This window comes from Mycolicibacterium llatzerense, from assembly GCF_025331195.1.
In the GTDB taxonomy this organism is placed as follows: domain Bacteria; phylum Actinomycetota; class Actinomycetes; order Mycobacteriales; family Mycobacteriaceae; genus Mycobacterium; species Mycobacterium llatzerense.
Window position 1 is genome coordinate 1,116,295 of the sequence record NZ_LXOV01000001.1, and the last position, 24,374, is coordinate 1,140,668.

Consider the following 24,374-nt stretch of genomic DNA (forward strand, 5'->3'; position numbering starts at 1 on the left):
GGTTACCCCTCGGTGTTCTCGGCAACGTCGCCCTTGATGATCTGGGTGAAATCGGCCAGACCGTTCCAGGTCAGCTGGGCCGTCACACCCGGCCCGACGCCGCCGGCCGCGGTGTAGTCCCAGAGCGGGATCACCGGGAGGTCGTGCATGAGGATCGCCTGGGCCCGATTGACCAGTGCATACGACTGGTTCGGATCGAGCGCCCGTTCGGCCTCGATCAGCTTCGCGTCGAAAGCCGGTGAGCTGTAGACGGGATCGTTGGAGCCCGCGCCGGTGACGAACTGGGGCTGCAGGAACTCAATCATCGACGGGTAGTCGCCCTGCCACCCGCTGCGGAATGCGGTCCGAATGGTCCGCTTGGTGATTGCGTCCCGGACCTGCTTGAACGTCGGCTGCGGAGCGCCGTGCGCGTCGATGCCGAGCGTGTTCTTCAACTGATTCGACAGCGCGTCGATCCACTCCTGGTGATCGCCGTCGGAGTTGTACGCGACCTCGAACGATCCCGACCACGGCGCGATCGTGTTGGCCTGCGCCCACAGCTGCTTGGCTTTGACCGGATCGAACTTCAGCACATCGTTGCCCGGGATGTTCGGGTCCCAGCCCGGTAGCGACCGGGCGGTGAAGTCCTGGGCCGCGCCGCGGGCGCCGCGGAAAATCGCCTTGATGATCTCGGGCCGGTTGATCGCCATCGAAATCGCCGCGCGTCGTAGGCGACCCTCCTCGCCGCTGAAATGCGGCAGGTAATAGGGGATTCCGAGCTGCATGTTCTGGGCGGTCGGTTTGGTCAACGCCCGGCTCCCGAGCACCTTCTGATAGGTGCCCAACGCACTCACCGGCACCGTGTCGAGCACGTCGAGGTTGCCGGACTCGAGGTCGGTGTACGCGGTGTCGAAGCTGCTGTAGAAGATGAAGCTCAGGCCACCGTTCTTCGGCTTGTCCGGACCCTTGTAATTCGGGTTGCGCACCACGTCGAGCTTGACGTTGTGCAGCCAGGCGTCCGGGCCCTTCAGCATGTACGGGCCGTTCCCGACGGGATGCTCGCCGAACTTGGCCGCGCCCTCGGTGAAGAACACATCGGGCAATGGCTTGAAGGGCGTGAACCCGAGCCCCAGCTTGAAGTCGATGTTGGGGCTGGTGAGGCGCACCGTGAAGGTGTAATCGTCCACCACCTTCAAGCCCGACATCTCGGTCAGCGAGGACCCCTCGGCGGCGACGCTGTCGTATCCCTCGATCGGCGAGAAGAAGCTCTGCTGCAGCTGCCCATTGACGGTGGCCGCACCGAAATTCCAAGCGCGGACGTAGTTTTCGGCCCGCACCGGGGTGCCGTCGGTGAAGGTCCAATCCCGTACGAGGTGAACCGTGTAGTGCTGGTTGTCGGTGGTGTCCACGGACTCCGCGTTCGCCAAAACCGGCGTGCCGTCGGCGGTGTAGCTATAGAGCCCCGTGAACAACGAATCGACGACGCGACCGCCCATGTTCTCGTTGGTGTTGGTGGGTACCAGGCCGTTCTGTGGTTCACCACCGTTGACGGTGATGATCGCATCCGGGCCGGTGCCATAGTTGCCGCGCGCACCTTCCAGGCTGCACCCCGATGCGGCCAGCACCGCGCCCGTCACCGCCGCGCACAATGCCCTTGCTGCCCATTTCACCTCGGACCTCCGATCGCGGGCCTTCACATTCCCACAGCTCGATCCCCTCGGCCAGGCAGGGAACGTTGAGTACGAGCCCTCGTGTTCGCGTAGGACGAAGGCGTTCATCGTTGCGCCGCCCGCTATGGATCTATCGGGAAAACCCATGCCGACAGCGGCTGGCAGGGCAGCCTGGGAGGATCAGACTCCGGCGACGCCTTCACATGTTCGACCCGACCGTGACTACTGCGCATTGCGGTCGAGTACCGCTTTGAAAATTGCCTTTGCTTCCCCGCCCACGCGGTCGAGTCCGTCCGCGCGCTCGATCGCGCGAAGCGCCGCCGCGCGCAGCCCACTGGCAAGCAGGTATGCACATTCGACGGAGATCGGTGCTGGCGGTGGCCCGGCCTGGGTGGTGCCTGCCATCAACGCGACGAGGAATTCGACGAAGCGCTCCAACCCCTCCCGCTGAGCGCGAAGAACTCGTTCACCAACCGAAGGGCTGGACAGTGCGAGCGCCAACGCGGGTTCGCCAGAAAGTATCGCCAAGTAGGCGTCGATGGCCTGTTCGATCTGGACCGCACGCGCCGAGTCGAGATCGATTGCCGCAGAGACGGTTTCGATGATGCGCAATGTACTGAGATCAACAAGCTCGACGAGGCAGGCGTCCTTGTCCACGAAGTGCTTGTAAAACGTCCGGCGCGAAGCATGCGCGTGACCAACGATGTCGCTGACCTGAGTATGAGCGAGCCCCTTTTCCCGGATCGCCGCGGCGAGACCGTCGAGCAACCTGAGGTGCTGCTGCGCAACCTTGGCCGTGCGGTCTGCGGGCATATCGGGGCAACCTTTCTGTTCGGCTGTGTTGAGGTGCTGGTCGATCGTGGGCAGCGCGAGCGGGAGACGTTCTAGACGAAAAGGGTACTCGCGAGTACCCTTTTCGTCGGTGGGGATCGGTTGGACACCCTGGTGGGAGTCCGCTCACGGCCAGGAGGATCCGTATGTCGGTGTCACCTGTCGAACTGCTGATGCAAGTCATCGATCGCTCGTGGAGCGTCGTTCGTCACCTCGTGCGCGGCCACGTCTGGATCTATCGCGCCAGTCGGGGGCGCCTCGGCCAACACGTGCCCGGCGTTCCCCCGATGCTCCTGCTCGACCACATCGGGGCCAAAAGTGGATCGCTCCGGACGACACCCTTGGTCTATATGCCCGACGGAGATCGATACATCATCGTCGCGGCAAAAGGCGGACACCCGAACAACCCGGCCTGGCTACATAATCTGCGGGCGCATCCCGTCGTGACAGTCCAAATCGGTGCTCGCAGCGTCGAGATGAGTGCCAGAGAACTAGGGCCCGCGGAACGCCGGGCGCTGTGGCCTCAAGCGCTCGCGTACACCAGCCACTGGCGCAGGTACGCCCGACGAGTTCCACCTTCACGGACGATTCCGCTGATTGCACTAGAGACGGTCAGCGGCTCGTGACCTAGATGCCCACGACACCATCAGGCCGTCTCGACCTCGGCCTTGATCCGGTTGAGCGTGGTGGTCATGTCCCGGATGTTGCGGCGGATGCGCAATTGACCACCGAAGATGCCGAACACCGTGTCGAGCAGGCCAGGCGTCATCCAGAACGACTCGGTGACATCCGTGCCATCACCGGCGGACGCGAGAGCGTAATGCCAATTGTTTACCGCCTTATCGCCGGCAAGCACCGCGAAGCCGAACTCGCGACCGGGCTCGCAGGCCGTGACACGGCACGTCGTCCAATAGATCGGCCCGATCTCGTTGCGCTTGACGTGGCCGCGGAACCGCGCGCCGAGTGCCGGTCCGGTCGCCCCGTCCAGCCATTCCGATTCGAACACCTCCGGCGAGTATTTCGGGGTGTTGCGAATGTCGGCGATCAGGTTCCAGACCTGATCGGCCGGCGCGTTCATGTGGACGGTAACCGCACCTTTCATGGCGCGATCCTATCGATCAGTACCGCCCGGCAGGCCGCTTCAAATCAGGCCCACGAGGGTGAGTGCTGTGCACGAATTCGGGCCGATTCAGGTGCACAGCCCTCACAGTCATGCTCGACAAAGCAAAAGCCGCGAATCCGAACCGGATTCGCGGCTTTCGTTGAGTGGGCGAAGGGGGACTTGAACCCCCACGTCCCGAAGGACACTGGCACCTGAAGCCAGCGCGTCTGCCATTCCGCCACTCGCCCCAAACAACTGGGAGAGACTATCACCACCCCTACCCCCGGCTCCAAATCCGCCGCTGACCAGTGGCTTCCGGACCAGCCAACCTGGGCCTCGAGGGTGCCGACGGCGCACGAAACCGCACGAGCGGATCGCCTGGCGGCACGCCCCACACCGCCTGACCAGCGTCTTTCGAATTCTCACGATTCTGTTGGTCACGTATTACAAGGTCAGGCCGATACCATGCGTAACGGTGGTGTCCGGAGTTATTGCGCGCATCACATCTGGAGTACCGAGACGAGGCGAGGCAGGGGGACATGGGTCTGGTCGACCGGTTCGAGCGCAAGCTCGAGACCACGGTCGGAGACGCTTTTGCCCGCGTCTTCGGGGGGTCGATCGCACCCCCGGAAGTCGAGGCCGCATTACAGCGGGAAGCCGAATCGGGTGCCCACGATGTCGGCGGCGGCCGTATTTTGGCACCGAACGAATACGTCATTACGCTCAGTTACACCGATTTCGAGAAGGTAAACGCCGATCCTGACCTCACACCCAGTGCTTTTGCCAAACACCTTGAGGGATTCGTCCATGAGCGGGGATGGCAAACGTATGGTGAGGTGGTCGTCAGGTTTGAGCCGTCACCTGGCCTTCACACCGGCCAATTCCGCGCCCACGGCGTGGTCAACCCCGACTCAACCGCCGGGCCAGCGCGGCCGGCGGCACCCAGCGACCGCGTGCACACCGCAGAACCAGGAGTACCAACGATGACTGACAACCCGACCCACCGCCCCGGCCAGGGACAGGGCCAGCCAGGCGACGAGTACGACTACGGACGGCAGCCCGAAGAGCAGCGCGGTCAGCAGTACCCGCAGGACCCGAACCAGGGCTACGGCCAGCCCCAGCCGGGTTACGGACAGCAGGGCGGCTACGGCGCCCCGCAGGGTGGCCCCGGTTACGGACAGCAGGGCGGCTACGGACAGCCGGGTGACCAGGCCGGTTACGGCGCGGGCCCGTCCGGATACGGCCAAGGCGGCTTCGGCGGCCCGCAGGGTGGTCCTCCCGGACCGCCGCCCGTCGGCGGCCCGCAGGGCGGCTACGGCCAGCCCGAGCAGGGCTACGGACAGCAGAACTACGGCCAGCAGCCCGAGCAGGGTTACGGCGGCCCGCAGGGCGGCTACGGCCAGCAGCCTCAGCAGGGCGGTTACGGACAGCCCGAGCAGAACTACGGCCAGCCCGGCTACGGCCAGCAGCCTCAGCAGGGTGGCTACGGCCAGCCCGACCAGGGCTACGGCCAGCCCCAGCAGAACTACGGACAGCCGAGCTACGGCCAGCCCGCCGGCCAGGGCGGCTACGGCGAGCAGAACTATGGCCAGCCGCAGCAGGGCTATGCACAGCCCCCCGCCGATCAGGGCTACGCACAGCCCGATCAGGGTTACGGCCAGCCCCCGGCCCAGGCCGGTTACGGCGAGCAGGGTTACGGCGGCGGCGCGGGCGCCGGCTACGCCGAGCCCGAGTACGGCCAGCCGGGCGGATACGCCGGTGGCTACGGTGCCGCCGGTGCGAACGTCACCCTCCAGCTCGACGACGGCAGCGGCCGCACCTACCAGCTGCGCGAAGGCGCGAACGTCATCGGCCGCGGCCAGGACGCGCAGTTCCGCCTGCCCGATACCGGCGTCTCGCGCCGGCACCTCGAGATCCGCTGGGACGGCCACACCGCGCTGCTCTCGGACCTGAACTCGACCAACGGCACCACCGTCAACAACGCCCCGGTTCAGGAGTGGCAGCTGGCCGACGGCGACGTCATCCGGGTGGGTCATTCCGAGATCGTGGTCCGCGTTCACTGAGCTCGGTTTCCGTCACCGGCCGGATCATGTGCGCACCGGCCGGTGACCGCCAAAGTATCGTGACGATGCCGACGGCTACCGGGCACCGGGCCCAGCCTCGACGCGGCAACGGAGAGGACGTCGGATGCAGGGGTTAGTTCTGCAGCTGACGCGGGTCGGTTTCCTGCTGTTGCTCTGGCTTTTCATCTGGTCGGTGCTGCGCGTGCTGCGCACCGACATCTACGCACCCACCGGAGCCGTCATGGTGCGGCGCGGTCTGGCGTTCCGGGGCACCCTGCTGCCCAACCGGGACCGACGCCGGTACGCGCGCCAGTTGGTGGTGACCGAAGGCGCCCTGCAGGGCACCCGGATCACCCTGACCAGCCAGCCCGTTCTGATCGGCCGGGCCGACGACTCCAACTTGGTGCTCACCGACGACTACGCCTCGACACGGCACGCCCGGCTGTCGCCGAGAGGCTCCGAGTGGTACGTCGAAGACCTAGGATCGACCAACGGTACATACCTGGACAGGGCGAAAGTGACGACGGCGGTAAGGGTTCCAATGGGAACGCCGGTTCGAATCGGCAAGACGGTAATTGAGCTGCGCCCGTGACACTTGTACTCCGATATGCCGCGCGCAGCGACCGCGGCCTGGTCCGTGCCAACAACGAGGACTCCGTCTACGCGGGGGCCCGCCTGCTCGCGCTGGCCGACGGCATGGGCGGCCATGCCGCGGGTGAGGTTGCCTCGCAGCTCGTCATTGCCGCGCTGGCCCACCTGGACGACGACGAACCCGGCGGCGACCTGCTGGCCAAGCTGAACGACGCCGTCCACGACGGCAATACGGCCATCGCCGCCCACGTCGAAGCCGATCCCGAGCTCGAGGGCATGGGCACGACCCTGAGCGCCATCCTGTTCGCGGGCACGCGCCTCGGCATGGTGCACATCGGCGACTCCCGCGGCTACCTGATGCGCGACGGCGAGCTGACCCAGATCACCAAGGACGACACCTTCGTCCAGACCCTGGTCGACGACGGCCGGATCACCGCCGAAGAGGCCCACAGCCACCCGCAACGCTCGTTGATCATGAAGGCGCTGACCGGCCATGAGGTCGAGCCGACGCTGACCATGCGCGAGGCCCGCGCCGGTGACCGCTACTTGCTGTGCTCGGACGGACTGTCCGACCCGGTCAGCCACGAGACCATCCAGGGCGCCATGCAGATCCCGGACGTCGTGGACTGTGCCGACCGGCTCATCGAGCTGGCGCTGCGCGGCGGCGGCCCGGACAACGTCACCGTCGTCGTGGCCGACGTCGTCGACTACGAGTACGGCCAGACCGCACCCATCCTGGCGGGCGCGGTGTCCGGTCAGGACGACGACACCTTGCCGCCCAACACCGCGGCCGGACGTGCCTCCGCCTTCAACCCGAAGCGCACGGCAGCAGCGGCGAAAAAGCCTGTGCCGCAACCTGATCCGCCGCCCCGGAAGAGCCACACCCGGCGCAACCTGATCATCGGCGCGATCCTGCTGATCCTGTTGCTCGTCAGCGGACTGGCCGTCGGGCGCTACATGATCCGCAGCAATTACTACGTCGCCGGTTACAACGGCTCGGTCTACATCATGCGCGGCGTGCCGGGCTCGCTGCTCGGGCTGCCGCTGCAGGATCCCTACCTGCTGGCCTGCCTGGACACCCACTCCGAGATGACGATCATCGGCGTCGACGACACCCGCGCGGGCTGCCAGCCCATGAAGGTCTCCGACCTGCGCGAGTCCGGCCGGGCCCAGGTCACCGCCGGCCTGCCGACCGGCACCGTCGACGACGCCATCCGTCAGCTCAAGGAACTCAGCCGCAGCTCGCTGCTGCCGCTGTGCGCGCCGCACGTCGCCACCCCGCCGGCGGCGCCCGCACCCACCCCCGGCGCACCGGCCCCGTCGCTGTCGGTGGTGCCGCAGCCGCCGCGCGGTCCGGCCCCCGGACCCGAGGCGCCAGGTTCGACGACGCCGGCCCCGACTCCGGCCCCCGCACCAACACCGGCGCCGAGCCCGGCACCGGCCCCCAACCCGTCCAGCCCTGCGCCTGCCCCGACCTCGCCTGCGGCTCCGTCCCCGACGGCCACGGCACTCCCTCCGCCACCTCAGGAGCCGGGCACAAACTGCCGGAACGCGTCATGACGCCCCGAGAGCGAGCGGGAGTCGAGGCATGACGACGCAGCCGCAGTCTCCGGTTGCGGTCGCTCCTCCACTGCCCAATCGGCGTAATTCCGAATTGGTGCTGCTGGGGTTCGCGGCCGTGATCACGACTGTGGCGCTGCTGATCGTCGAGGCCAACCAGGAGTCCGGCCTGCAACCGGACCTCATCCAGTTCACCGTCGGCTTCGTCGTGCTGTTCGGCGTCGCCCACCTGGCGGTTCGCCGCTACGCGCCGTACGCCGACCCGCTGCTGCTGCCCGTGGTCGCGCTGCTCAACGGCCTGGGCCTGGTGCTGATCTACCGGCTGGATCTGTCGGCGCACTCGCGGCCGGCGGGCATCCTGCCGGGCGGCAACGCCAACCAGCAGATGCTGTGGACGTTGCTGGGCATTCTGGTGTTCACCGCGGTGCTGATGTTCGTGCACGACCACCGGATGCTGGCCCGTTACGGCTACATCTGCGGCCTGGCCGGCCTGGTGCTGCTGGCCATCCCCGCGGTGCTGCCGGATTCGGTGGCCGAGCAGTACGGCGCCAAGATCTGGATCCGGTTGCCGGGCTTCTCCATTCAGCCCGCCGAGTTCTCCAAGATCCTGCTGCTGATCTTCTTCGCCAGCGTGCTGGTCACCAAGCGCAGCCTGTTCACCAGTGCCGGCAAGCACATGTTCGGGCTGGACCTGCCGCGACCGCGCGACCTGGCGCCGCTGTTGGTGGCCTGGATCGGGTCCATCGGCGTGATGGTGTTCGAGAAGGACCTCGGGGCGTCGCTGCTGCTCTACGCGACGTTCCTGGTGCTGCTGTACGTCGCCACCGAGAAGCTCAGCTGGGTGATCATCGGGCTGAGCTTGTTCTGCGTGGGCAGCCTGGTGGCGTACCACCTTTTCGATCACGTGCGGGTGCGCGTGCAGAACTGGCTGGACCCGTTCGCCGACCCCGACGGCGCCGGTTACCAGATGGTGCAGTCCCTGTTCAGCTTCGCCACCGGCGGCATCTTCGGCACCGGCCTGGGCAACGGTCAGCCCGGCACCGTGCCCGACGCCTCCACCGACTTCATCATCGCGGTGGTGGGTGAGGAGCTCGGGCTCGTCGGCCTGGCCGCGGTGCTGATGCTGTACACGATCGTCGTGATCCGGGGACTGCGCACCGCCATCGCGGTCCGGGACAGCTTCGGCAAGCTGCTGGCGGCCGGCCTGTCCGCCGCGCTGGCGCTGCAGCTGTTCATCGTCGTCGGCGGCGTCACCAAACTGATCCCGCAGACCGGCCTCACCACGCCGTGGATGTCGTACGGCGGCTCGTCCCTGCTGTCCAACTACGTGCTGCTGGCCCTGCTGCTGCGGGTCTCGCACGTCGCGCGCCGGCCGCTGTCCACCCGGGGCGCCAACGCGTCACCGATCGCGGCGGCCAACACCGAGGTGATCGAGAAGCAATGAACACCTCGCTTCGTCGCGTCTCCGGACTGGTGATGGCACTGGTCGTGATGCTGCTGCTGAACGCCACCACCACGCAGGTGTTCGCCGCCGACAGCCTGCGCGCCGACCCGCGCAACCAGCGGGTGCTGCTCGACGAGTACTCGCGCCAGCGCGGCCAGATCACCGCAGGCGGCCAGCTGCTGGCGTACTCGATGCCGACCAACGGCCGGTTCCGCTACCTCCGCATCTACCCGAACCCGCTGGTCTACGCGCCCGTCACCGGCTTCTACTCGCTGCAGTACTCGAGCACCGGCCTCGAGCGCGCCGAGGACAGCATCCTCAACGGCTCCGACGAGCGGCTGTTCGGCAACCGCATCGCGGACTTCTTCACGGGCCGCGATCCGCGCGGCGGCAACGTCGACACCACGATCGTGCCGCGGGTGCAGCAGGCCGCCTGGGACGCGATGCAGCAGGGCTGCGGTGGTAACCCGTGCAAGGGTTCGGTGGTGGCGCTCGATCCGTCGACCGGCAAGATTCTGGCCATGGTGTCGTCTCCGTCGTACGACCCCAATCTGCTGGCCTCGCACGAGAGCGAGCGGCAATCCGCCGCCTGGCAGGAGCTGCGGGACAACCCCGATTCACCGCTGCAGAACCGGGCGATCTCCGAGACGTTCCCGCCGGGGTCGACGTTCAAGGTGCTGACCACCGCCGCGGCGCTGCAGGCCGGTGCCACCCCGGATACCCAGCTGACCTCCGCAGCCCGAATCACGTTGCCGGACAGCACCGCCACGCTGGAGAACTACGGTGGCACGGCGTGCGGCGGGGGTCCGACGGTGTCCCTGCGCGAGGCGTTCGCCAAGTCCTGCAACACCGCCTTCGTCGAACTGGGCCTGCACAACGGGGCCGACGCGATGCGGACCATGGCCAAGCAGTTCGGCCTGGACACCCCGCCGCCGTCGATTCCGCTGCAGGTCGCGGAGTCGACCGTGGGCCCGATCTCCGACGCCCCGGCCCTGGGTATCTCCAGCATCGGCCAGAAGGACGTCGCCCTGACCCCGCTGCAGAACGCGATGGTTGCCGCGACCATCGCCAACGGCGGCGTCAGCATGGCCCCGTACCTGGTCGATGACCTGAAGGGACCTGACCTTTCCAACATCGCGGCTACCTCACCGCACCAACAGCGGCGGGCCATCTCATCCCAGGTCGCGGCTACACTTACGGATCTGATGGTCGGCGCCGAGCAGGTGACGCAGCAGAAGGGAGCCATAGCCGGCGTGCAGATCGCATCAAAGACGGGCACGGCCGAACACGGCACCGATCCACGTCACACACCACCACATGCGTGGTACATCGCTTTTGCCCCGGCGAAATCCCCGAAGGTCGCCGTCGCCGTCCTAGTGGAGAATGGTGGAGACCGTTTGTCCGCGACCGGCGGTGCGCTGGCCGCACCCATCGGGCGGGCCACCATCGCCGCGGCGCTACGGGAGGGATCATGAGCGCGCGGGTCGGAGTAACACTTTCCGGCCGCTATCGACTTCAGCGACTCATCGCCACTGGCGGCATGGGTCAAGTCTGGGAGGGCGTCGACAGCAGGCTCGGCCGACAGGTCGCCATCAAGGTGCTAAAGGCCGAGTACTCGACCGACCCCGAGTTCGTCGAGCGGTTCCGCGCTGAGGCGCGCACGGTAGCGATGCTGAATCACCCCGGCATCGCCAGCGTCTACGACTACGGCGAGACCGAGCTCGACGATTCCGGCCGCACCGCCTACCTGGTCATGGAGCTCGTCAACGGCGAGCCGTTGAACTCGGTGATCAAGCGCACCGGCCGGCTGTCGCTGCGGCACTCGCTGGACATGCTGGAGCAGACGGGGCGGGCCCTGCAGGTCGCGCACAGCGCAGGCCTGGTGCACCGCGACGTCAAGCCCGGCAACATCATGATCACGCCGACCGGCCAGGTGAAGCTCACCGACTTCGGCATCGCCAAGGCGGTCGACGCGGCTCCCGTCACCCAGACGGGCATGGTGATGGGCACCGCTCAGTACATCGCGCCCGAGCAGGCCCTGGGCCACGACGCCACCGCGGCCAGCGACGTCTACTCGCTCGGTGTCGTCGGCTACGAGTCCGTGTCCGGCCGGCGGCCGTTCACCGGCGACGGCGCCCTGACCGTGGCGATGAAGCACATCAAGGAAGCGCCGCCACCACTGCCGGCCGACCTGCCCCCGAACGTCCGCGAGCTGATCGAGATCAGCCTCGCCAAGGACGCCATCCACCGCTACCGCAGCGGCGGACCGTTCGCCGACGCCGTCGCCGCGGTCCGGGCCGGACGCCGCCCCCCGCGGCCCAACCAGGCACCGACCATCGGCCGGGCCGCTCCGGCGGCGATTCCGTCGAGCACGCAGGCCCGCACGAGCAACGAACTGGCCGTGCGTCCGGCACCGGCAACCCCGCGGCCCCGGCCCGCTGCCGGTAGCCACCGGCCGGCCCCGCCCGCGCGGCGGACTTTCTCGCCCGGTCAGCGCGCCCTGTTGTGGGCGGCTGGTGTCCTGGGTGCGCTGGCAATCGTCATCGCGATCCTGATCGTGCTCAACGCGCAGGACCGGCAGGACCAGAAGAACCAGCAGCAGTCCACCGTCACCAACACCATCACCGAGACCACGAAGACGCCCGGCGCACCGGCGGGTCAGTCGGCTTCGCTCCCTGAATTGTCAGGACCGGCCATTTCATGACCACGCCCCAGCACCTCTCCGACCGCTACGAACTGGGGGACATCCTCGGTTTCGGCGGCATGTCCGAGGTTCACCTCGGCCGCGATCTACGTCTGCACCGAGACGTGGCGGTCAAGGTGCTGCGCGCCGACCTGGCTCGGGACCCGAGCTTCTACCTGCGGTTCCGCCGCGAGGCGCAGAACGCCGCGGCGCTGAACCATCCGGCGATCGTCGCGGTCTACGACACCGGTGAGGCCGAGACGCCCAACGGCCCGCTGCCGTACATCGTCATGGAGTACGTCGACGGCGTGACGCTGCGCGACATCGTGCACACGGAGGGGCCGCTGCCGCAGCAGCGCGCCATCGAGATCATCGCCGACGCCTGCCAGGCCCTGAACTTCAGCCACCAGCACGGCATCGTGCACCGGGACATCAAGCCGGCGAACATCATGATCAGCAAGGCCAATGCGGTCAAGGTCATGGACTTCGGCATCGCCCGCGCCATCGCCGACAGCAGCAACCGGATGACGCAGACCGCGGCGGTCATCGGCACCGCCCAGTACCTGTCACCCGAGCAGGCCAGCGGGCAGAACGTCGACGCCCGCTCGGACGTGTACTCGCTGGGCTGCGTGCTCTACGAACTGATCACCGGTGAGCCGCCGTTCGTCGGCGATTCCCCGGTCGCGGTGGCCTACCAGCACGTCCGCGAGGACCCGGTGCCGCCGTCGCAGCGGCACGCCGGGATCTCTCCCGAGCTGGACGCCGTCGTGCTCAAGGCACTGGCGAAGAACCCGGACAACCGGTACCAGAGCGCCGCGGACATGCGGAACGACCTGATCCGCGTGCACGCCGGCGAAGCTCCCGACGCACCCAAGGTGCTCACCGACGCCGAGCGCACCGCGATGATGGGCACCGGCGGCTTCGGTGGGCCGCGCAGCATGATGCCCGAGCAGATCACCGTCACCCCGCAGCCGTACCGCTCGACGGACCGGGCCGCGACGCCGATCGGTCGCTGGCTCATCGCCGCCGCCATCCTGGCCGTGCTGACGGTCGTCGTCACCGTGGCCATCAACCTGATCAACGGCAAGCCGCACGACCAGCAGATTCCGGACGTCCGCGGTCTGGCTCAGGCGGACGCCGTCGCCAACCTGCAGAACCGCGGCTTCAAGACCCGCACGCAGCAGCGGCCCGACTCCACCGTGGCGCCGGACCATGTCATCGGCACCGAGCCCTCGGCCAACACATCGGTGGCCGCCGGCGACGAGGTCACCATCAACATCTCCACCGGTCCCGAGCAGCGCGAGGTCCCGGACGTCTCGAAGCTCTCGCCTTCCGACGCGATGGCCAAGCTGCAGTCCGCCGGTTTCCGGAACATCCAGCAGACGGTGTCGCAGTCGCTGCCGGACCAGAAGGACCGGGTCATCGCGACCAACCCGCCGGCCCACCAGACGTCGGCCATCACCAACGTGATCACGATCATCGTCGGCTCCGGGCCCGGCCTGGTGCCCATCCCCGACGTCGGCGGACAGACCGTCGACATCGCGACGAAGAACCTGAATACCGTCGGCTTCGCCACGATCTTGACGGCGCCGACCGACAGCCCGAAGCCGGCCGGCGAGATCATCGCGAGCGATCCGCCGGCGGGTACGCCGACGGCCAAGGACGCGCCGATCACGCTGAAGGTCTCGCAGGGCAACCAGTTCGTCATGCCGAACCTGGCCGGTCAGTTCTGGACCGACGCCGAGCCGAACCTGCGCGCCCTGGGCTGGACCGGCGTGCTGATCAAGGGCGCCGACGTGCAGAACAGCGGTCAGCGCAGCAATGCGGTGGTGAGCCAGATGCCGGCAGCCGGCAGCGGCGTCAACTTCGGCGCGTCGATCACGCTGAGCTTCGCTTCGTAGTCTTGCGGGGGACGTTCTGGCAGGCCGTTGCTCGCACTTTTACGCCATGAAGTGAGAGTCAGTCACCCAGCGGCCCAACATCGCGTTGACTCTCACCTCAGGGACACGGCCACTCGGTCTTTTGCGCCATCAGGTCAGGGTCAACGGGATTCCGGCCCCAGCAGACGTTGACTCTCACCTCAGGGCCGTGGGTACTCGCACTTCCGCGCCATGAAGTGAGAGTCAACGACCCGGGCAGCCCACAACGGCGTCCACCCTGAACCCACGGCACACGCCACTCGCACTGCGTGGATGGAAGCTCGGCGGAATTAGGCCGTGCGGGTCGCGGCCGAGACGGCGTCGGCGACTTCCTGCTCGAGGCGACTGACCAGTCCCTCGTCGGGCGCCTGACCGCAGAAGGCGAGCCAGTTGGCCAGCATGCGGTGACCGCCCTGCGTCAGGATGCTCTCCGGGTGGAACTGGACCCCGTGGATCGGCAGCTCGCGGTGCCGGACGGCCATGATGACGCCGCTGTCGGTGTGGCCGATGGCCTCCAGCTCATCCGGCAGCGTCTCCGGCAGGATGGTCAGCGAGTGGTAGCGAGTGGCCGTGAACGGGTCCGGAAGTCCTTGCAGCACACCACTATTCGCGTGATGCACCAGGCTGGTCTTGCCGTGCAGCAGTTCCGGCGCGCGGTCCACCGTGCCACCGAAAGCCACCCCGATGGCCTGGTGTCCCAAGCACACGCCGAGTAGGGGAGTGCGGGTCTCGGCACAGGCGCGGACCAACGGAATGGACGCGCCGGCGCGCTCGGGGGTACCCGGACCGGGGCTCACCAGGATCCCGTCGAACTCCTCGGCCACGGCGGCGACGCCCTCGGGGGTGGAGACACGCTCGTCGTCGCTACGCCAGACCTGCGCGTGCACCCCGAGCTGACCCAAGTACTGGACCAGGTTGAACACGAAGCTGTCGTAGTTGTCGAGGACGAGAACCTGCATGCCGCCAGGCTACTGGGTCACCCACCAACCCGATCAATCAATATGTGACCGGTCCAGCCGGTTTGGCGTACTGCAGCTTCAGCGGCATCCGGTGGCCGACGACGTCGACCGACGCCCGCGGCTCCTCGGTATAGCCGAGCCCGAACCGCACCACGTACTGCTTGTACAAGGTCACCAACGGCGCGGCAGCCAGCGCGGCCCGCATGCCCTCGACGTTGCCGATCACGGTGACGACGTACGGCGGGCTGTAGGTCCGGCCGTTGAGCAACAGGGTGTTCCCGACGCAGCGGGGAGCCGACGTGGCCAGGATCCGCTGGTCCTGCATCTGCACGGCCTCGGCCCCGCCCAACCACAGTGCGTTGAGCACCGCCTGGACGTCCTGCTGATGCACGACCAGGTCGTCGGGGGTGGCGTCGCGGGGGTACTGACCCTGCGCATTGCGCTGCGCGTCGTTGAGGGTGATCACCAGGCCCGGTCCACGCATGGGATCGAGGCCCAGCTCCAGGCCCAGCTCGTTGGCGCGGCTCGTGATGGCGCCGAGGGCGGCGTCGGCGCCGGGCGTACCGCCGTGGTGGTTTTCGAGCTGATGCTGCAGGTTGTCGCGCTCCGCGGTCCGGGTCGCGACGGTGCGTTTCGCCTCTTTCACCATGTCGACGAGGCGGGGCGCATCGCTGCGGCGGATCTCGCTGCCGCCGGACACGCTGTGCGTGGTGGCCAGCAGGAGGCCGGCAAGCACACAGACCACCGGCACACCGAATCGCCAGGCGGAGTGGCGGACCGGCTGGGCAGGTTCCGAGGTCCCAGCCGTCCACCAGGGCCTGCGAGGCGACACGTCTTCTGCGTTAGGCTCTGAGTGCATACCGCTCCATCGTCGCACCGAATTGCCGGTTTTTCTCCACCGGCCCGGATGTGCGGCACCGACTGTCCGCGAAGGTACCAATGCCCAAGTCCAAGGTTCGCAAGAAGAACGACTTCACCATCAACCCGGTGAGTCGGACGCCGGTGAAGGTCAAGGCCGGACCGTCGAGCGTGTGGTTCGTGGTGTTCTTCTGCTCGCTGATGCTGATCGGCCTCATCTGGCTGGCGGTCTTCCAGCTCGCCGCGCTGAACCCCGCCGGCACGCCCCACCTGCTGCAGTGGATGGCCGATCTCGCCCAGTGGAACTACGCGATCGCCTTCGCGTTCATGATCACCGGTCTGCTGCTGACCATGCGGTGGCGCTGAGCTGCGTGAACGGCCCCGGTTCGTTACATACCGGTCTCGTTACGTAGCCCAACTGGCAACCTGGCGGTCACGCAATCACATCGATGTGATTCATCCCCATTGGGGATAGTGCCTGTGGATAACTTGCCGCTGAGGGTGTGGACATCTCATGGAACAAACTCAATGGAGCCCCCCGCCGGCCGGCATCGCGGCCTGTGGAGCATTCGGCGTCGTACTGACGGCAGTGGCCCTGACATCGGTCACTGACCTGCCCGGACGTGTTCTCGGCGGCATCGCGGCCATCGGTCTGCTGGTGTTCGCCGTCATGTCCAGGCGGGCGCGGCCAAAGCTCGCCATCACCCCGGCGGGGCTGGTGGTGCGGGGGTGGTTCAGCACTCAGACTTATACACAGGCCGACCTCAAGAGTGTGCGTATCACCGAGTTCCGCCGGCTGACCCGCAAGGTGCGGCTCTTGGAGCTCGACACCGTCGACGACCGGCTCCTGGTCTTCACGCGATGGGATGTCGGCACCGACCCCATCAACGTCCTCGACGCCCTGACCGACGCCGGCCTGATCCCTTAGTTCCAACGCAAACGGCGCGGCAGGCCCCAATAGGGGACTGCCGCGCCGCGCGTCAGGCTGGGATTCAGGAAATGGTGACCGAGTCGACGACGACTGCCTCGGTCGGGCGGTCGCCGCGGTCGACGGACGTGGTGGCGATGGCGTCCACGACCTTCTGCGACTCCGCATCGACGACCTCACCGAAGATGGTGTGGCGACGGTTCAGGTGCGGGGTGGGGCCGACGGTGATGAAGAACTGCGAACCGTTGGTGCCCGGGCCGGCGTTGGCCATGGCCAGCAGGTACGGCTTGTCGAACTGCAGCTCCGGGTGGAACTCGTCGGCGAACTGGTAGCCCGGGCCGCCACGGCCGGTGCCGGTCGGGTCGCCGCCCTGGATCATGAAGCCGTCGATGACGCGGTGGAAGACGACGCCGTCGTAGAACGGGCCGGAGGTGCCGCCCGAGGCGTTCTCGGTGGAGTAATCCTTGGTGCCCTGGGCCAGACCAACGAAGTTGGCGACGGTCTTGGGCGCGTGGTTACCGAACAAAGCAATCTTGATGTCGCCGCGGTTGGTGTGCAGCGTCGCGGTCGCGGTCTGAATAGGGCTCGTCACGGAAAGTCAGTCTGCCACTCACATTTAAGACCCCGAAGTCGCCCCCACCGAATAACGTGGAAGGCCTAGCGTAGAGCCAAGCCCCCGCTTGGGAGGTCTGCAGAAATCGTGTCCGGCAGAGAGGTTGGTTGATGAGCACTGTCACCGAGAACGTCCCCGAGGTCAGCCGCCCCAGCTCCGGTGCCCGCCTGGGTCGTGGGCTGAAGTACACCATCGCCGGGCCGCTGCTGATCCTGCGCGGGGTGCTCGGGCTCGGCGTCGGCTCCACCCTCGGTACCGCGCGCTGGGTGGGCCGGCGGTGCCACCGCAGCGAGGATTCCGCGGGAGATCTCGCGGTGGTGGTGCAGTCGGGCGCCAACCGTCGCAGGCCCTTGCTCATCGCCGGCGCCACGGTCGCGGTCCTGGCCCTCGGTGGCATCACGTTCTCGATCGTGCGGCGCTCGATGCAGCCAGAGCCCTCTCCGCTGCCCCCGAGCGTGGACGTGACGCCCCAGCCCTAGGTTTCCGCGTCGAGACTGAGCTTGTGTGTCAGATCCGGATCTGACACACAAGCTCATGTTCGTCAGCCAGTCTTGGTGCAGGCCGTGATGAGGGCCTCCGGGTCGGTCACGCTGACCCCCAGCTCCCGCAGCGTCACCGGTACCCCACAAACCTTGGCCTTGACGGGTGGGTCGATGGTCAACGCCACCACGCCGTCGGACGAGCCGTTCACCAGCCAGCGTCCGCGGAAGCCGTGTACACCCCAGGACGTGATGCGGCCTTCCCACCGGCTGGCCTCAGCGATGGAGCTCAGCGGGATCTCGGCGGCGAAACCCCACCCCATGGTCACGTGCAGCGCTCCGTCGCGCACTTCCACGCCGCTGTGCTTCGGCCCGAGACCGAACGGCACCGACAACGGAAGCATCCACTTCGCGTAGCTGATCTCTGTCGTCATGGCGGCAGCGTAGGACGGCGACGTTGGAGCCCCTTTGGAACACGGCGGACGCCGCTCTCCCTCGACATGTTCGATCTGGAGCCGTCAGCTTTCCTTGACGGTGAAGGAAAGCTGACGGGTCGAAATCGCACTTGGTACAGGAAGGGCCGGCAGACGGGCCATGCCTTCGTCGCATCGAGTCTGCTGGGCAGCAGGATCCAAAAACGGCCCCGGTGACGAACACCGAAGCCGTTGTCTTGATTTGTGGAGCCTAGGAGATTCGAACTCCTGACATCTGCCTTGCAAAGGCAGCGCTCTACCAACTGAGCTAAGGCCCCTCGATGGTGTCCGGAATTGAGTGCCAGACCTCTGCGCCATGCCGGGTCCGCCATACGAAGCCGGCGGCGACTGCGACCATGGCACCGAGCACCAGCAGAACCAATCTCACGGTGCACCCTTCCGGTGGGGGAGTCGGTGATACCGACTTCCGTGGGCCTAGGAGGACTCGAACCTCCGACCTCTTCGTTATCAGCGAAGCGCTCTAACCGCCTGAGCTATAGGCCCGAAAGTGGCCTTGCGGCCGAGCGATGAGATTACCGTATGGGGTCCCCTCCGCCCAAAACGCGACGTCAGTCGCGCCCGCAGGCCTGCCGACTAGTCGCGATCGGCGAGCGTCACCTCAACCCCGCCGACCAGATCGGTCGTCAGGTTGTAGACGAACGCCGCGGCGGTGGCCATGGCCGTCAGCAGCACGATGTTGACCAACCCGACGAGGGTCGCGCCGCCGAAAATCGTACTGGCAGAAACCAATTCACCGCCGCTGCCGCCACCACTGGTGAGCAGATCGCCGACGTTGCTGTTGAGCTTGCTCCACACACCCATGCCACCGAGGACCAGGTAGAGGAACGCCACCGCGATCATCCACACGAAGAACAGCGCCACCGACAGCACCAACGAGACCTTCAACACGCTCCACGGATCGACGTGGCGCACCTGCATGCTGGCCCGCACCGGGCCGTCCTGTCGGGCACCCACGCGGCTCCGTGGTGCCGCCGAACGTGCCGGGGCCGGAGCGACGGTGGCGACGGTGCTGCGCGGCTCCCGTGGTTCGCCCGACGCCCGACGCTGCGGCTGGCGGGACAGATCCGGGATCTCGCTGGCGTAGGCCGCCTCGGGCCGGGTCTCGGTCCGAACCGTCTCGGTCGTCCGGACGGGCTTCGGCGGCACGTTGCCCGTCGGAGTCACGGCCGGCACCGGGGGCACCGGCGGGACGTCGGGGGTGACGGCCGGCGTGATGGTCGTCTCGGCTTCGGAGGCCGAACCTCCGCTGCCGCTGACGAACCGGTTGAGCCGGTCATCCAGGCTCTGCCCGGCGGCCGCGGGCGCGTCCGCCGGAGCTCCCGTGCGGGCCCGCTGCCAGGGCGGCGCTTCGCCGCCCTGGTCGGCCGCATGGGCGCCGCCACCCGATCCGGCAGGCCCGTTGTTGCTCGCGGGTCCGTCACCGGTACGGGTGTATCCCGGCTCGTTCGGGGAACTCACCTGGCGGCTCCTTCAATCAGTGCGGCTGCGGGCAGCCGCAGCACTACGTTTCGTCGGTCTCGGTCTCGGTCGCGGTTTCGGTCTCGACGTCGATATCGTCGTCACCTTCGGCCTCTTCGGCGTTGCGCGCGACGGCAATCAGTGTGTCGCCCTCACCCAGGTTCATCAACCGCACACCCTTGGTCTGCCGCCCGGCCTTGCGCACCTGACGTGCCGCGGTCCGGATGACACCACCGCCGGAAGTGATGGCGTACAGCTCGGTCTCGTCATCGACGATCAACGCTCCGACCAGACTGCCACGCTTCGGGTCGTACTGAATCGTGAGGATGCCCTTGCCGCCGCGGCCCTGCGCGGTGTACTCGTCGATGGCCGTCCGCTTGGCGTAACCGCCCGCGGTCGCGACCAACAGGTAGGTGTCCGGGATCACGACGTTGAGCGACAGCAGCCGGTCGTCCTCGTTGAACCGCATGCCCTGCACACCGGAGGTGGCCCGGCCCATCGGCCGCAGCGCCTCGTCGGTCGCCGAGAAGCGGATGGACTGGCCGTTGGCGGACACCAGCAGCAGGTCCTCTTCGGCGGAGCACAGCACCGCACCGACCAGTTCGTCACCGTCGCGCAGGTTGATCGCGACGATGCCGCCGGAACGGTTCGAGTCGAAGTCGGCCAGCTTGGACTTCTTCACCAGACCGTTGCGGGTGGCGAGCACCAGGTAGGGCGCGTCCTCGTAGCTCTTGATCTGGATGACCTGAGCTATGCGCTCTTCCGGCTGGAAGGCCAGCAGGTTCGCCACGTGCTGACCACGCGCGATCCGCGAGGCCTCGGGCAGTTCGTAGGCCTTGGCCCGGTACACCCGGCCCTGCGTGGTGAAGAACAGGATCCAGTCGTGCGTGGAGCACACGAAGAAGTGGTTGACGATGTCGTCCTGCTTGAGCCCGGCACCCTGCACACCCTTGCCGCCGCGCTTCTGGCTGCGGTACAGGTCGGTCTTGGTCCGCTTGGCGTAGCCGGTCTCGGTGATGGTGACGACGACGTCCTCGCGCTGGATGAGGTCCTCGTCGGCGACGTCACCCTCTCCCGCGATGATCCGGGTACGACGGTCGTCGCCGTACTTGTCGGCGATCTCCTTGAGCTCGTCGTGGACGATGGCGCGCTGCCGCTCGGGCTTGGCCAGGATGTCCTCGAGGTCTGCGATCTCGGCCTCGATCTTGGCCAGGTCGTCGACGATGCGCTGACGTTCCAGGGCGGCGAGGCGGCGCAGCTGCATGTCGAGGATGGCCTGCGCCTGGATCTCGTCGACTTCGAGCAGTTCCATCAAGCCGCCCCGGGCTGCGTCGGCGTTCGGGGAGGCCCGGATCAACGCGATGACTTCGTCAAGGGCGTCAAGGGCTTTCACCAAGCCGCGCAAGATGTGAGCGCGCTCGTTGGCCTTCCGCAACCGGTACCGGGTGCGCCGGATGATCACGTCGAGCTGGTGCGTGACGTAGTACCGGATCATCTGGTCCAGCCGCAGGGTGCGTGGCACGCCGTCGACGATCGACAGCATGTTGGCGCCGAAGCTGGTCTGCAGCTGAGTGTGCTTGTAGAGGTTGTTCAGCACCACCTTGGCGACCGCGTCACGCTTGAGGTCGATGACGATGCGCAGACCGACACGGTCGCTGGATTCGTTGTCGATGTTCGCGATGCCGGCGATCCGGCCGTCGCGCACCAGGTCGGCTACCGATCCGATGAAGTTGTCGTGGTTGACCTGGTAGGGCAGCTCGGTGATGACGAGCGAGGTGCGGCCCTTGGCGTCTTCCTCGATCTCGACGACACCGCGCATGCGCACCGAGCCCCGGCCGGTGCGGTAGGTGTCGGAGATGCCCTGCGTCCCGACGATCAGACCGTGGGTGGGGAAGTCCGGGCCCTTGACCCGCTCCATGCACGCTTCGAGGGTGGCTTCCTCATCGGCTTCGTGGTTCTCCAGGCACCAGTACACGGCCTCTGCCAGTTCGCGGAGGTTGTGCGGTGGGATGTTGGTGGCCATACCGACGGCGATGCCGCCGGAGCCGTTGGCCAGCAGGTTCGGGAACCGGCTGGGCAGGACGGTCGGCTCTTGCACGCGGCCGTCGTAGTTGGGGATGAAATCGACTGTCTCCTCGTCGATTTCGCGCAGCATCTCCATGGCTAGCGGGGTGAGACGGGCCTCGGTGTAACGCATGGCGGCGGCGGGGTCGTTGCCCGGCGAGCCGAAGTTGCCCTGGCCGTCGACCAGCGGGTACCGCAGCGACCAGGGCTGGGCCATGCGGACGAGGGTGTCGTAGATCGACGAGTCGCCGTGCGGGTGGTAGTTACCCATGGTCTCGGCGACCGAACGTGCCGACTTGGCATGGGAACGATCCGGCCGGAACCCCGAGTCGTACATCGCGTAGAGCACTCGGCGGTGTACCGGCTTGAGGCCGTCTCGAACCTCGGGGAGGGCACGGCCGACGATGACGCTCATGGCGTAATCGATGTAGCTGCGCTGCATCTCCTGCTGGATGTCAACCGGTTCGATGCGGTCGCCCGCGGGCGGCATGGTGTCGGTCATCGAATTCCTTCTCCGGATTGTTTCACGTTAAACATTGATTTTTGGTGGTCGGGCTGAGCCGGACTCACAGTCTCTGATCGCTAGACATCAAGGAATCGAACGTCTTTCGCGTTCCGGGTGATGAAGCTGCGGCGTGCTTCGACGTCCTCGCCCATCAGGATCGAGAACAGTTCGTCAGCAGCCGCGGCGTCATCGAGGGTCACCTGACGCAAGACCCGGACCGACGGATCCATGGTGGTCTCCCACAGCTCCTTGGCGTCCATCTCACCCAGACCCTTGTAGCGCTGGATGCCGTCGTCGGTGTTGATTCGCTTGCCGGCGGCCTTACCGGCCTCGAGCAGACCGTCGCGCTCGCGGTCCGAGTAGGCGAATTCTGGTTCGCTGCGTTGCCATTTCAGCTTGTACAGCGGCGGCTGGGCCAAGAAGATGTGGCCGTTTTCCACCAGCGGCTTCATGAAACGGAACAGCAGCGTCAGCAGCAGGGTCGAGATGTGCTGGCCGTCGACGTCGGCGTCGGCCATCAGCACGATCTTGTGGTACCGCAGCTTCGACAGGTCGAACTCGTCGTGGATACCGGTGCCCAGGGCCGTGATGATGGCCTGGACTTCGTTGTTCTTCAGCACCCGGTCGATGCGGGCCTTCTCGACGTTGATGATCTTTCCGCGCAGCGGCAGGATCGCCTGGAACATCGAGTCGCGGCCGCTCTTGGCCGAGCCGCCGGCCGAATCGCCCTCCACCACGTATAGTTCCGACTTCGTCGGATCCGTGGAACGGCAGTCGGCCAGCTTGCCGGGCAGGCCCCCGAGATCGGTCGCACTTTTGCGGCGCACCAGCTCGCGCGCCTTACGCGCGGCGACGCGGGCCTGAGCCGACGAAACCGCTTTGTTGACCACCGTCTTGGCTTCGGCGGGGTTGGCCTCGAACCAGTGGGTCAGCTGCTCGTTACAAATCTTCTGCACGAACGACTTGACCTCGGTGTTACCCAGCTTGGTCTTGGTCTGGCCCTCGAACTGGGGCTGGCGGACCTTCACCGAGACGACGGCCGCGAGACCTTCGCGGATGTCGTCACCGGTGAGGTTGGCTTCCTTTTCCTTGAGCAGCTTCTTGTCGCGCGCGTACTTGTTCACCACGGTGGTCAGCGCGGCGCGGAAGCCCTCTTCGTGGGTGCCGCCCTCATGCGTGTTGATGGTGTTCGCGAAGGTGTGCACCGACTCGGAGTATCCGGCGTTCCACTGCATCGCGATCTCGACCTCGTGGCCTTCGGCCTTGCCACCGAAATCGATGATGCTCTGCTGGATGGCGCTCTTGGTGCGGTTGATGTGCTTGACGAAATCGACCAGGCCGTCGGGGTAGTGATAAACCCGGTGCTTGACCTTGTGCGGGCCCGACGCTTCGGCTGCCTTTTCCTCAGCGGTCTTGGGTGCTTCGGCGTGATCGCTGACCACCTCATCGACAACCGCAGCCGCGACGACCCGTTCGTCGGTCAGCTCGATGGTCAGGCCCTTGTTGAGGAAGGCCATCTCCTGCAGGCGGCGGGCGATGGTCTCGAAGTCGTAGACCGTGGTCTCGAAGATGTCTGGATCTGCCCAGAACCGGATGGTCGAACCGGTCTTCTTGGACGGCTCACCCTTGCGCAGGGTGCCGGGGACCGACTTGTCGTAGGTCTGGTGCCACTCGAAACCGTCCTTGTGGACGTCCGCCTCGAGCCGCGTCGACAAGGCGTTGACAACGGAAACGCCGACACCGTGCAGACCACCGGATACCTGGTAGGCGCCTTCTTCGAACTTGCCGCCGGCATGCAGGACGGTCATGACGACGTCAATGGTGGGGATGCCGGTGGCGTGCATCGCGACCGGGATGCCGCGGCCGTCGTCGGTGACCTGGACTCCGCCGTCTTCGAGGATGCGGACATCGACCTTGGTCGCGAAACCGGCCATCGCCTCATCGACGGCGTTGTCCACGACTTCCCAGACCAGGTGGTGCAGGCCGCGCTCGCCGGTGGACCCGATATACATACCGGGACGCTTGCGGACCGCTTCCAGACCTTCGAGGACCTTGATCGAATCGGCACCGTACTCAGCCGGCGCATCCTTCTTTTGGGCAGCCACGTCGGACGCGTCTCCTTGGGGTTCGCGGGGCGGTGAGGACACCGCACTCAGATCTGTCGACAGTCTACC

Annotated in this window: 21 protein-coding genes and 3 tRNA genes; 11 read left to right on the forward strand and 13 right to left on the reverse strand. The window is 66.8% G+C overall.

All coding sequences use genetic code 11. The annotated features are described in order from the left end of the window. Positions 1-2 precede the first annotated feature (2 nt). Both A7G45_RS05690 and A7G45_RS05695 read right to left on the reverse strand, forming a co-directional pair. Positions 3-1,649 (reverse strand): peptide ABC transporter substrate-binding protein, encoded by a 1,647-nt coding sequence (locus A7G45_RS05690; protein ID WP_260934678.1) that lies wholly within the window; start codon positions 1,647-1,649, stop codon positions 3-5. Between the two features lie 222 nt (positions 1,650-1,871). Beyond that, positions 1,872-2,462: a TetR/AcrR family transcriptional regulator gene (locus tag A7G45_RS05695; RefSeq protein ID WP_260934681.1), complete on the reverse strand. Its 591-nt coding sequence runs from the start codon at positions 2,460-2,462 to the stop codon at positions 1,872-1,874. Between the two features lie 164 nt (positions 2,463-2,626). On the opposite strand from A7G45_RS05695, the gene A7G45_RS05700 reads away from it, so the two are divergent. Continuing rightward, positions 2,627-3,106: a nitroreductase/quinone reductase family protein gene (locus tag A7G45_RS05700; RefSeq protein WP_260934683.1), complete on the forward strand. Its 480-nt coding sequence runs from the start codon at positions 2,627-2,629 to the stop codon at positions 3,104-3,106. A gap of 20 nt (positions 3,107-3,126) precedes the next feature. On the opposite strand, the gene A7G45_RS05705 is transcribed toward A7G45_RS05700, so the two are convergent. Together A7G45_RS05705 and A7G45_RS05710 are read right to left on the reverse strand one after the other, a co-directional pair. Then, positions 3,127-3,582: an SRPBCC family protein gene (locus A7G45_RS05705; protein WP_260934686.1), complete on the reverse strand. Its 456-nt coding sequence runs from the start codon at positions 3,580-3,582 to the stop codon at positions 3,127-3,129. Positions 3,583-3,747: 165 nt separating this feature from the next. Continuing rightward, a tRNA-Leu gene (locus A7G45_RS05710) sits at positions 3,748-3,830 on the reverse strand. Between the two features lie 291 nt (positions 3,831-4,121). Here A7G45_RS05710 and A7G45_RS05715 point away from each other — a divergent pair. The 7 genes from A7G45_RS05715 (at position 4,122) to pknB (ending at position 13,824) form a co-directional block, all read left to right on the forward strand. Continuing rightward, on the forward strand, positions 4,122-5,645 hold the full coding sequence (locus A7G45_RS05715) for an FHA domain-containing protein (RefSeq protein ID WP_260934688.1): 1,524 nt from the start codon (positions 4,122-4,124) through the stop codon (positions 5,643-5,645). 124 nt (positions 5,646-5,769) lie between these two features. Continuing rightward, positions 5,770-6,237: an FHA domain-containing protein FhaB/FipA gene (locus A7G45_RS05720; RefSeq protein ID WP_260934691.1), complete on the forward strand. Its 468-nt coding sequence runs from the start codon at positions 5,770-5,772 to the stop codon at positions 6,235-6,237. After that, on the forward strand, positions 6,234-7,796 hold the full coding sequence (locus tag A7G45_RS05725; protein ID WP_260934694.1) for a PP2C family protein-serine/threonine phosphatase: 1,563 nt from the start codon (positions 6,234-6,236) through the stop codon (positions 7,794-7,796). The genes A7G45_RS05720 and A7G45_RS05725 overlap by 4 nt, the downstream gene beginning before the upstream one ends. Positions 7,797-7,824: 28 nt before the next feature. After that, on the forward strand, positions 7,825-9,240 hold the full coding sequence (locus A7G45_RS05730) for a peptidoglycan glycosyltransferase RodA (protein ID WP_260934696.1): 1,416 nt from the start codon (positions 7,825-7,827) through the stop codon (positions 9,238-9,240). Then, positions 9,237-10,715 (forward strand): D,D-transpeptidase PbpA, encoded by a 1,479-nt coding sequence (gene pbpA / locus A7G45_RS05735; protein ID WP_260934699.1) that lies wholly within the window; start codon positions 9,237-9,239, stop codon positions 10,713-10,715. The genes A7G45_RS05730 and pbpA overlap by 4 nt, the downstream gene beginning before the upstream one ends. Further along, on the forward strand, positions 10,712-11,944 hold the full coding sequence (locus tag A7G45_RS05740) for a protein kinase domain-containing protein (RefSeq protein WP_051954549.1): 1,233 nt from the start codon (positions 10,712-10,714) through the stop codon (positions 11,942-11,944). The genes pbpA and A7G45_RS05740 overlap by 4 nt, the downstream gene beginning before the upstream one ends. Beyond that, positions 11,941-13,824 (forward strand): Stk1 family PASTA domain-containing Ser/Thr kinase, encoded by a 1,884-nt coding sequence (gene pknB, locus A7G45_RS05745; protein ID WP_260934701.1) that lies wholly within the window; start codon positions 11,941-11,943, stop codon positions 13,822-13,824. Before A7G45_RS05740 ends, pknB begins: the two co-directional genes overlap by 4 nt. Before the next feature lie 308 nt (positions 13,825-14,132). On the opposite strand, the gene A7G45_RS05750 is transcribed toward pknB, so the two are convergent. After that, positions 14,133-14,801, reverse strand: coding sequence for an aminodeoxychorismate/anthranilate synthase component II (locus tag A7G45_RS05750; RefSeq protein ID WP_043391444.1), 669 nt, complete (start codon positions 14,799-14,801; stop codon positions 14,133-14,135). Positions 14,802-14,838: 37 nt separating this feature from the next. After that, positions 14,839-15,660, reverse strand: a complete 822-nt coding sequence (locus A7G45_RS05755; RefSeq protein ID WP_276554732.1) for a DUF881 domain-containing protein — start codon at positions 15,658-15,660, stop codon at positions 14,839-14,841. An 80-nt stretch (positions 15,661-15,740) separates the two neighbouring features. Between A7G45_RS05755 and crgA the strand changes: the two genes are divergently transcribed. Together crgA and A7G45_RS05765 are read left to right on the forward strand one after the other, a co-directional pair. After that, positions 15,741-16,025 (forward strand): cell division protein CrgA, encoded by a 285-nt coding sequence (gene crgA, locus A7G45_RS05760; protein WP_020099906.1) that lies wholly within the window; start codon positions 15,741-15,743, stop codon positions 16,023-16,025. A gap of 148 nt (positions 16,026-16,173) precedes the next feature. After that, a complete protein-coding gene (locus A7G45_RS05765) occupies positions 16,174-16,587 on the forward strand; it encodes a PH domain-containing protein (protein ID WP_260934725.1) in 414 nt (137 codons plus the stop codon). A gap of 64 nt (positions 16,588-16,651) precedes the next feature. Here the strand turns inward: A7G45_RS05765 and A7G45_RS05770 are convergent, their stop codons facing one another. Next, complete coding sequence (locus A7G45_RS05770) at positions 16,652-17,179, reverse strand: peptidylprolyl isomerase (protein ID WP_043391451.1); 528 nt, start codon at positions 17,177-17,179, stop codon at positions 16,652-16,654. A 131-nt stretch (positions 17,180-17,310) separates the two neighbouring features. Here A7G45_RS05770 and cwsA point away from each other — a divergent pair, with 131 nt between their 5' ends. Then, on the forward strand, positions 17,311-17,679 hold the full coding sequence (gene cwsA, locus A7G45_RS05775) for a cell wall synthesis protein CwsA (RefSeq protein WP_260934728.1): 369 nt from the start codon (positions 17,311-17,313) through the stop codon (positions 17,677-17,679). A gap of 62 nt (positions 17,680-17,741) precedes the next feature. Here cwsA and A7G45_RS05780 read toward each other — a convergent pair whose 3' ends face one another. The 6 genes from A7G45_RS05780 to gyrB form a co-directional block, all read right to left on the reverse strand. Further along, positions 17,742-18,113: a hypothetical protein gene (locus tag A7G45_RS05780; protein WP_260934731.1), complete on the reverse strand. Its 372-nt coding sequence runs from the start codon at positions 18,111-18,113 to the stop codon at positions 17,742-17,744. Between the two features lie 244 nt (positions 18,114-18,357). Beyond that, positions 18,358-18,430: transfer RNA gene (locus A7G45_RS05785), tRNA-Ala, on the reverse strand. A gap of 152 nt (positions 18,431-18,582) precedes the next feature. Then, positions 18,583-18,656 (reverse strand) — tRNA-Ile (locus tag A7G45_RS05790). A 90-nt stretch (positions 18,657-18,746) separates the two neighbouring features. Then, entirely contained in the window at positions 18,747-19,631 is an 885-nt protein-coding gene (locus A7G45_RS05795) for a DUF3566 domain-containing protein (RefSeq protein WP_260934734.1), read from the reverse strand. Positions 19,632-19,674: 43 nt separating this feature from the next. Beyond that, complete coding sequence (gene gyrA, locus A7G45_RS05800) at positions 19,675-22,197, reverse strand: DNA gyrase subunit A (protein ID WP_260934736.1); 2,523 nt, start codon at positions 22,195-22,197, stop codon at positions 19,675-19,677. An 80-nt stretch (positions 22,198-22,277) separates the two neighbouring features. Then, positions 22,278-24,305 carry a DNA topoisomerase (ATP-hydrolyzing) subunit B gene (gene gyrB, locus A7G45_RS05805; protein ID WP_043391462.1) on the reverse strand — a complete coding sequence of 676 codons (2,028 nt, stop codon included), beginning with the start codon at positions 24,303-24,305 and terminating at the stop codon, positions 22,278-22,280. Positions 24,306-24,374: the final 69 nt, after the last annotated feature.

Bases quoted from the DNA above. Each gene is read 5' to 3' on its own strand.
- A7G45_RS05695 (WP_260934681.1), bottom strand. From the start codon at position 2,462: ATGCCCGCAGACCGCACGGCCAAGGTTGCGCAGCAGCACCTCAGGTTG.
- A7G45_RS05700 (WP_260934683.1), top strand. From the start codon at position 2,627: ATGTCGGTGTCACCTGTCGAACTGCTGATGCAAGTCATCGATCGCTCG.
- A7G45_RS05705 (WP_260934686.1), bottom strand. From the start codon at position 3,582: ATGAAAGGTGCGGTTACCGTCCACATGAACGCGCCGGCCGATCAGGTC.
- A7G45_RS05715 (WP_260934688.1), top strand. From the start codon at position 4,122: ATGGGTCTGGTCGACCGGTTCGAGCGCAAGCTCGAGACCACGGTCGGA.
- A7G45_RS05720 (WP_260934691.1), top strand. From the start codon at position 5,770: ATGCAGGGGTTAGTTCTGCAGCTGACGCGGGTCGGTTTCCTGCTGTTG.
- A7G45_RS05730 (WP_260934696.1), top strand. From the start codon at position 7,825: ATGACGACGCAGCCGCAGTCTCCGGTTGCGGTCGCTCCTCCACTGCCC.
- pbpA (WP_260934699.1), top strand. From the start codon at position 9,237: ATGAACACCTCGCTTCGTCGCGTCTCCGGACTGGTGATGGCACTGGTC.
- A7G45_RS05740 (WP_051954549.1), top strand. From the start codon at position 10,712: ATGAGCGCGCGGGTCGGAGTAACACTTTCCGGCCGCTATCGACTTCAG.
- pknB (WP_260934701.1), top strand. From the start codon at position 11,941: ATGACCACGCCCCAGCACCTCTCCGACCGCTACGAACTGGGGGACATC.
- A7G45_RS05750 (WP_043391444.1), bottom strand. From the start codon at position 14,801: ATGCAGGTTCTCGTCCTCGACAACTACGACAGCTTCGTGTTCAACCTG.
- A7G45_RS05755 (WP_276554732.1), bottom strand. From the start codon at position 15,660: ATGCACTCAGAGCCTAACGCAGAAGACGTGTCGCCTCGCAGGCCCTGG.
- crgA (WP_020099906.1), top strand. From the start codon at position 15,741: ATGCCCAAGTCCAAGGTTCGCAAGAAGAACGACTTCACCATCAACCCG.
- A7G45_RS05765 (WP_260934725.1), top strand. From the start codon at position 16,174: ATGGAACAAACTCAATGGAGCCCCCCGCCGGCCGGCATCGCGGCCTGT.
- cwsA (WP_260934728.1), top strand. From the start codon at position 17,311: ATGAGCACTGTCACCGAGAACGTCCCCGAGGTCAGCCGCCCCAGCTCC.
- A7G45_RS05780 (WP_260934731.1), bottom strand. From the start codon at position 18,113: ATGACGACAGAGATCAGCTACGCGAAGTGGATGCTTCCGTTGTCGGTG.
- gyrA (WP_260934736.1), bottom strand. From the start codon at position 22,197: ATGACCGACACCATGCCGCCCGCGGGCGACCGCATCGAACCGGTTGAC.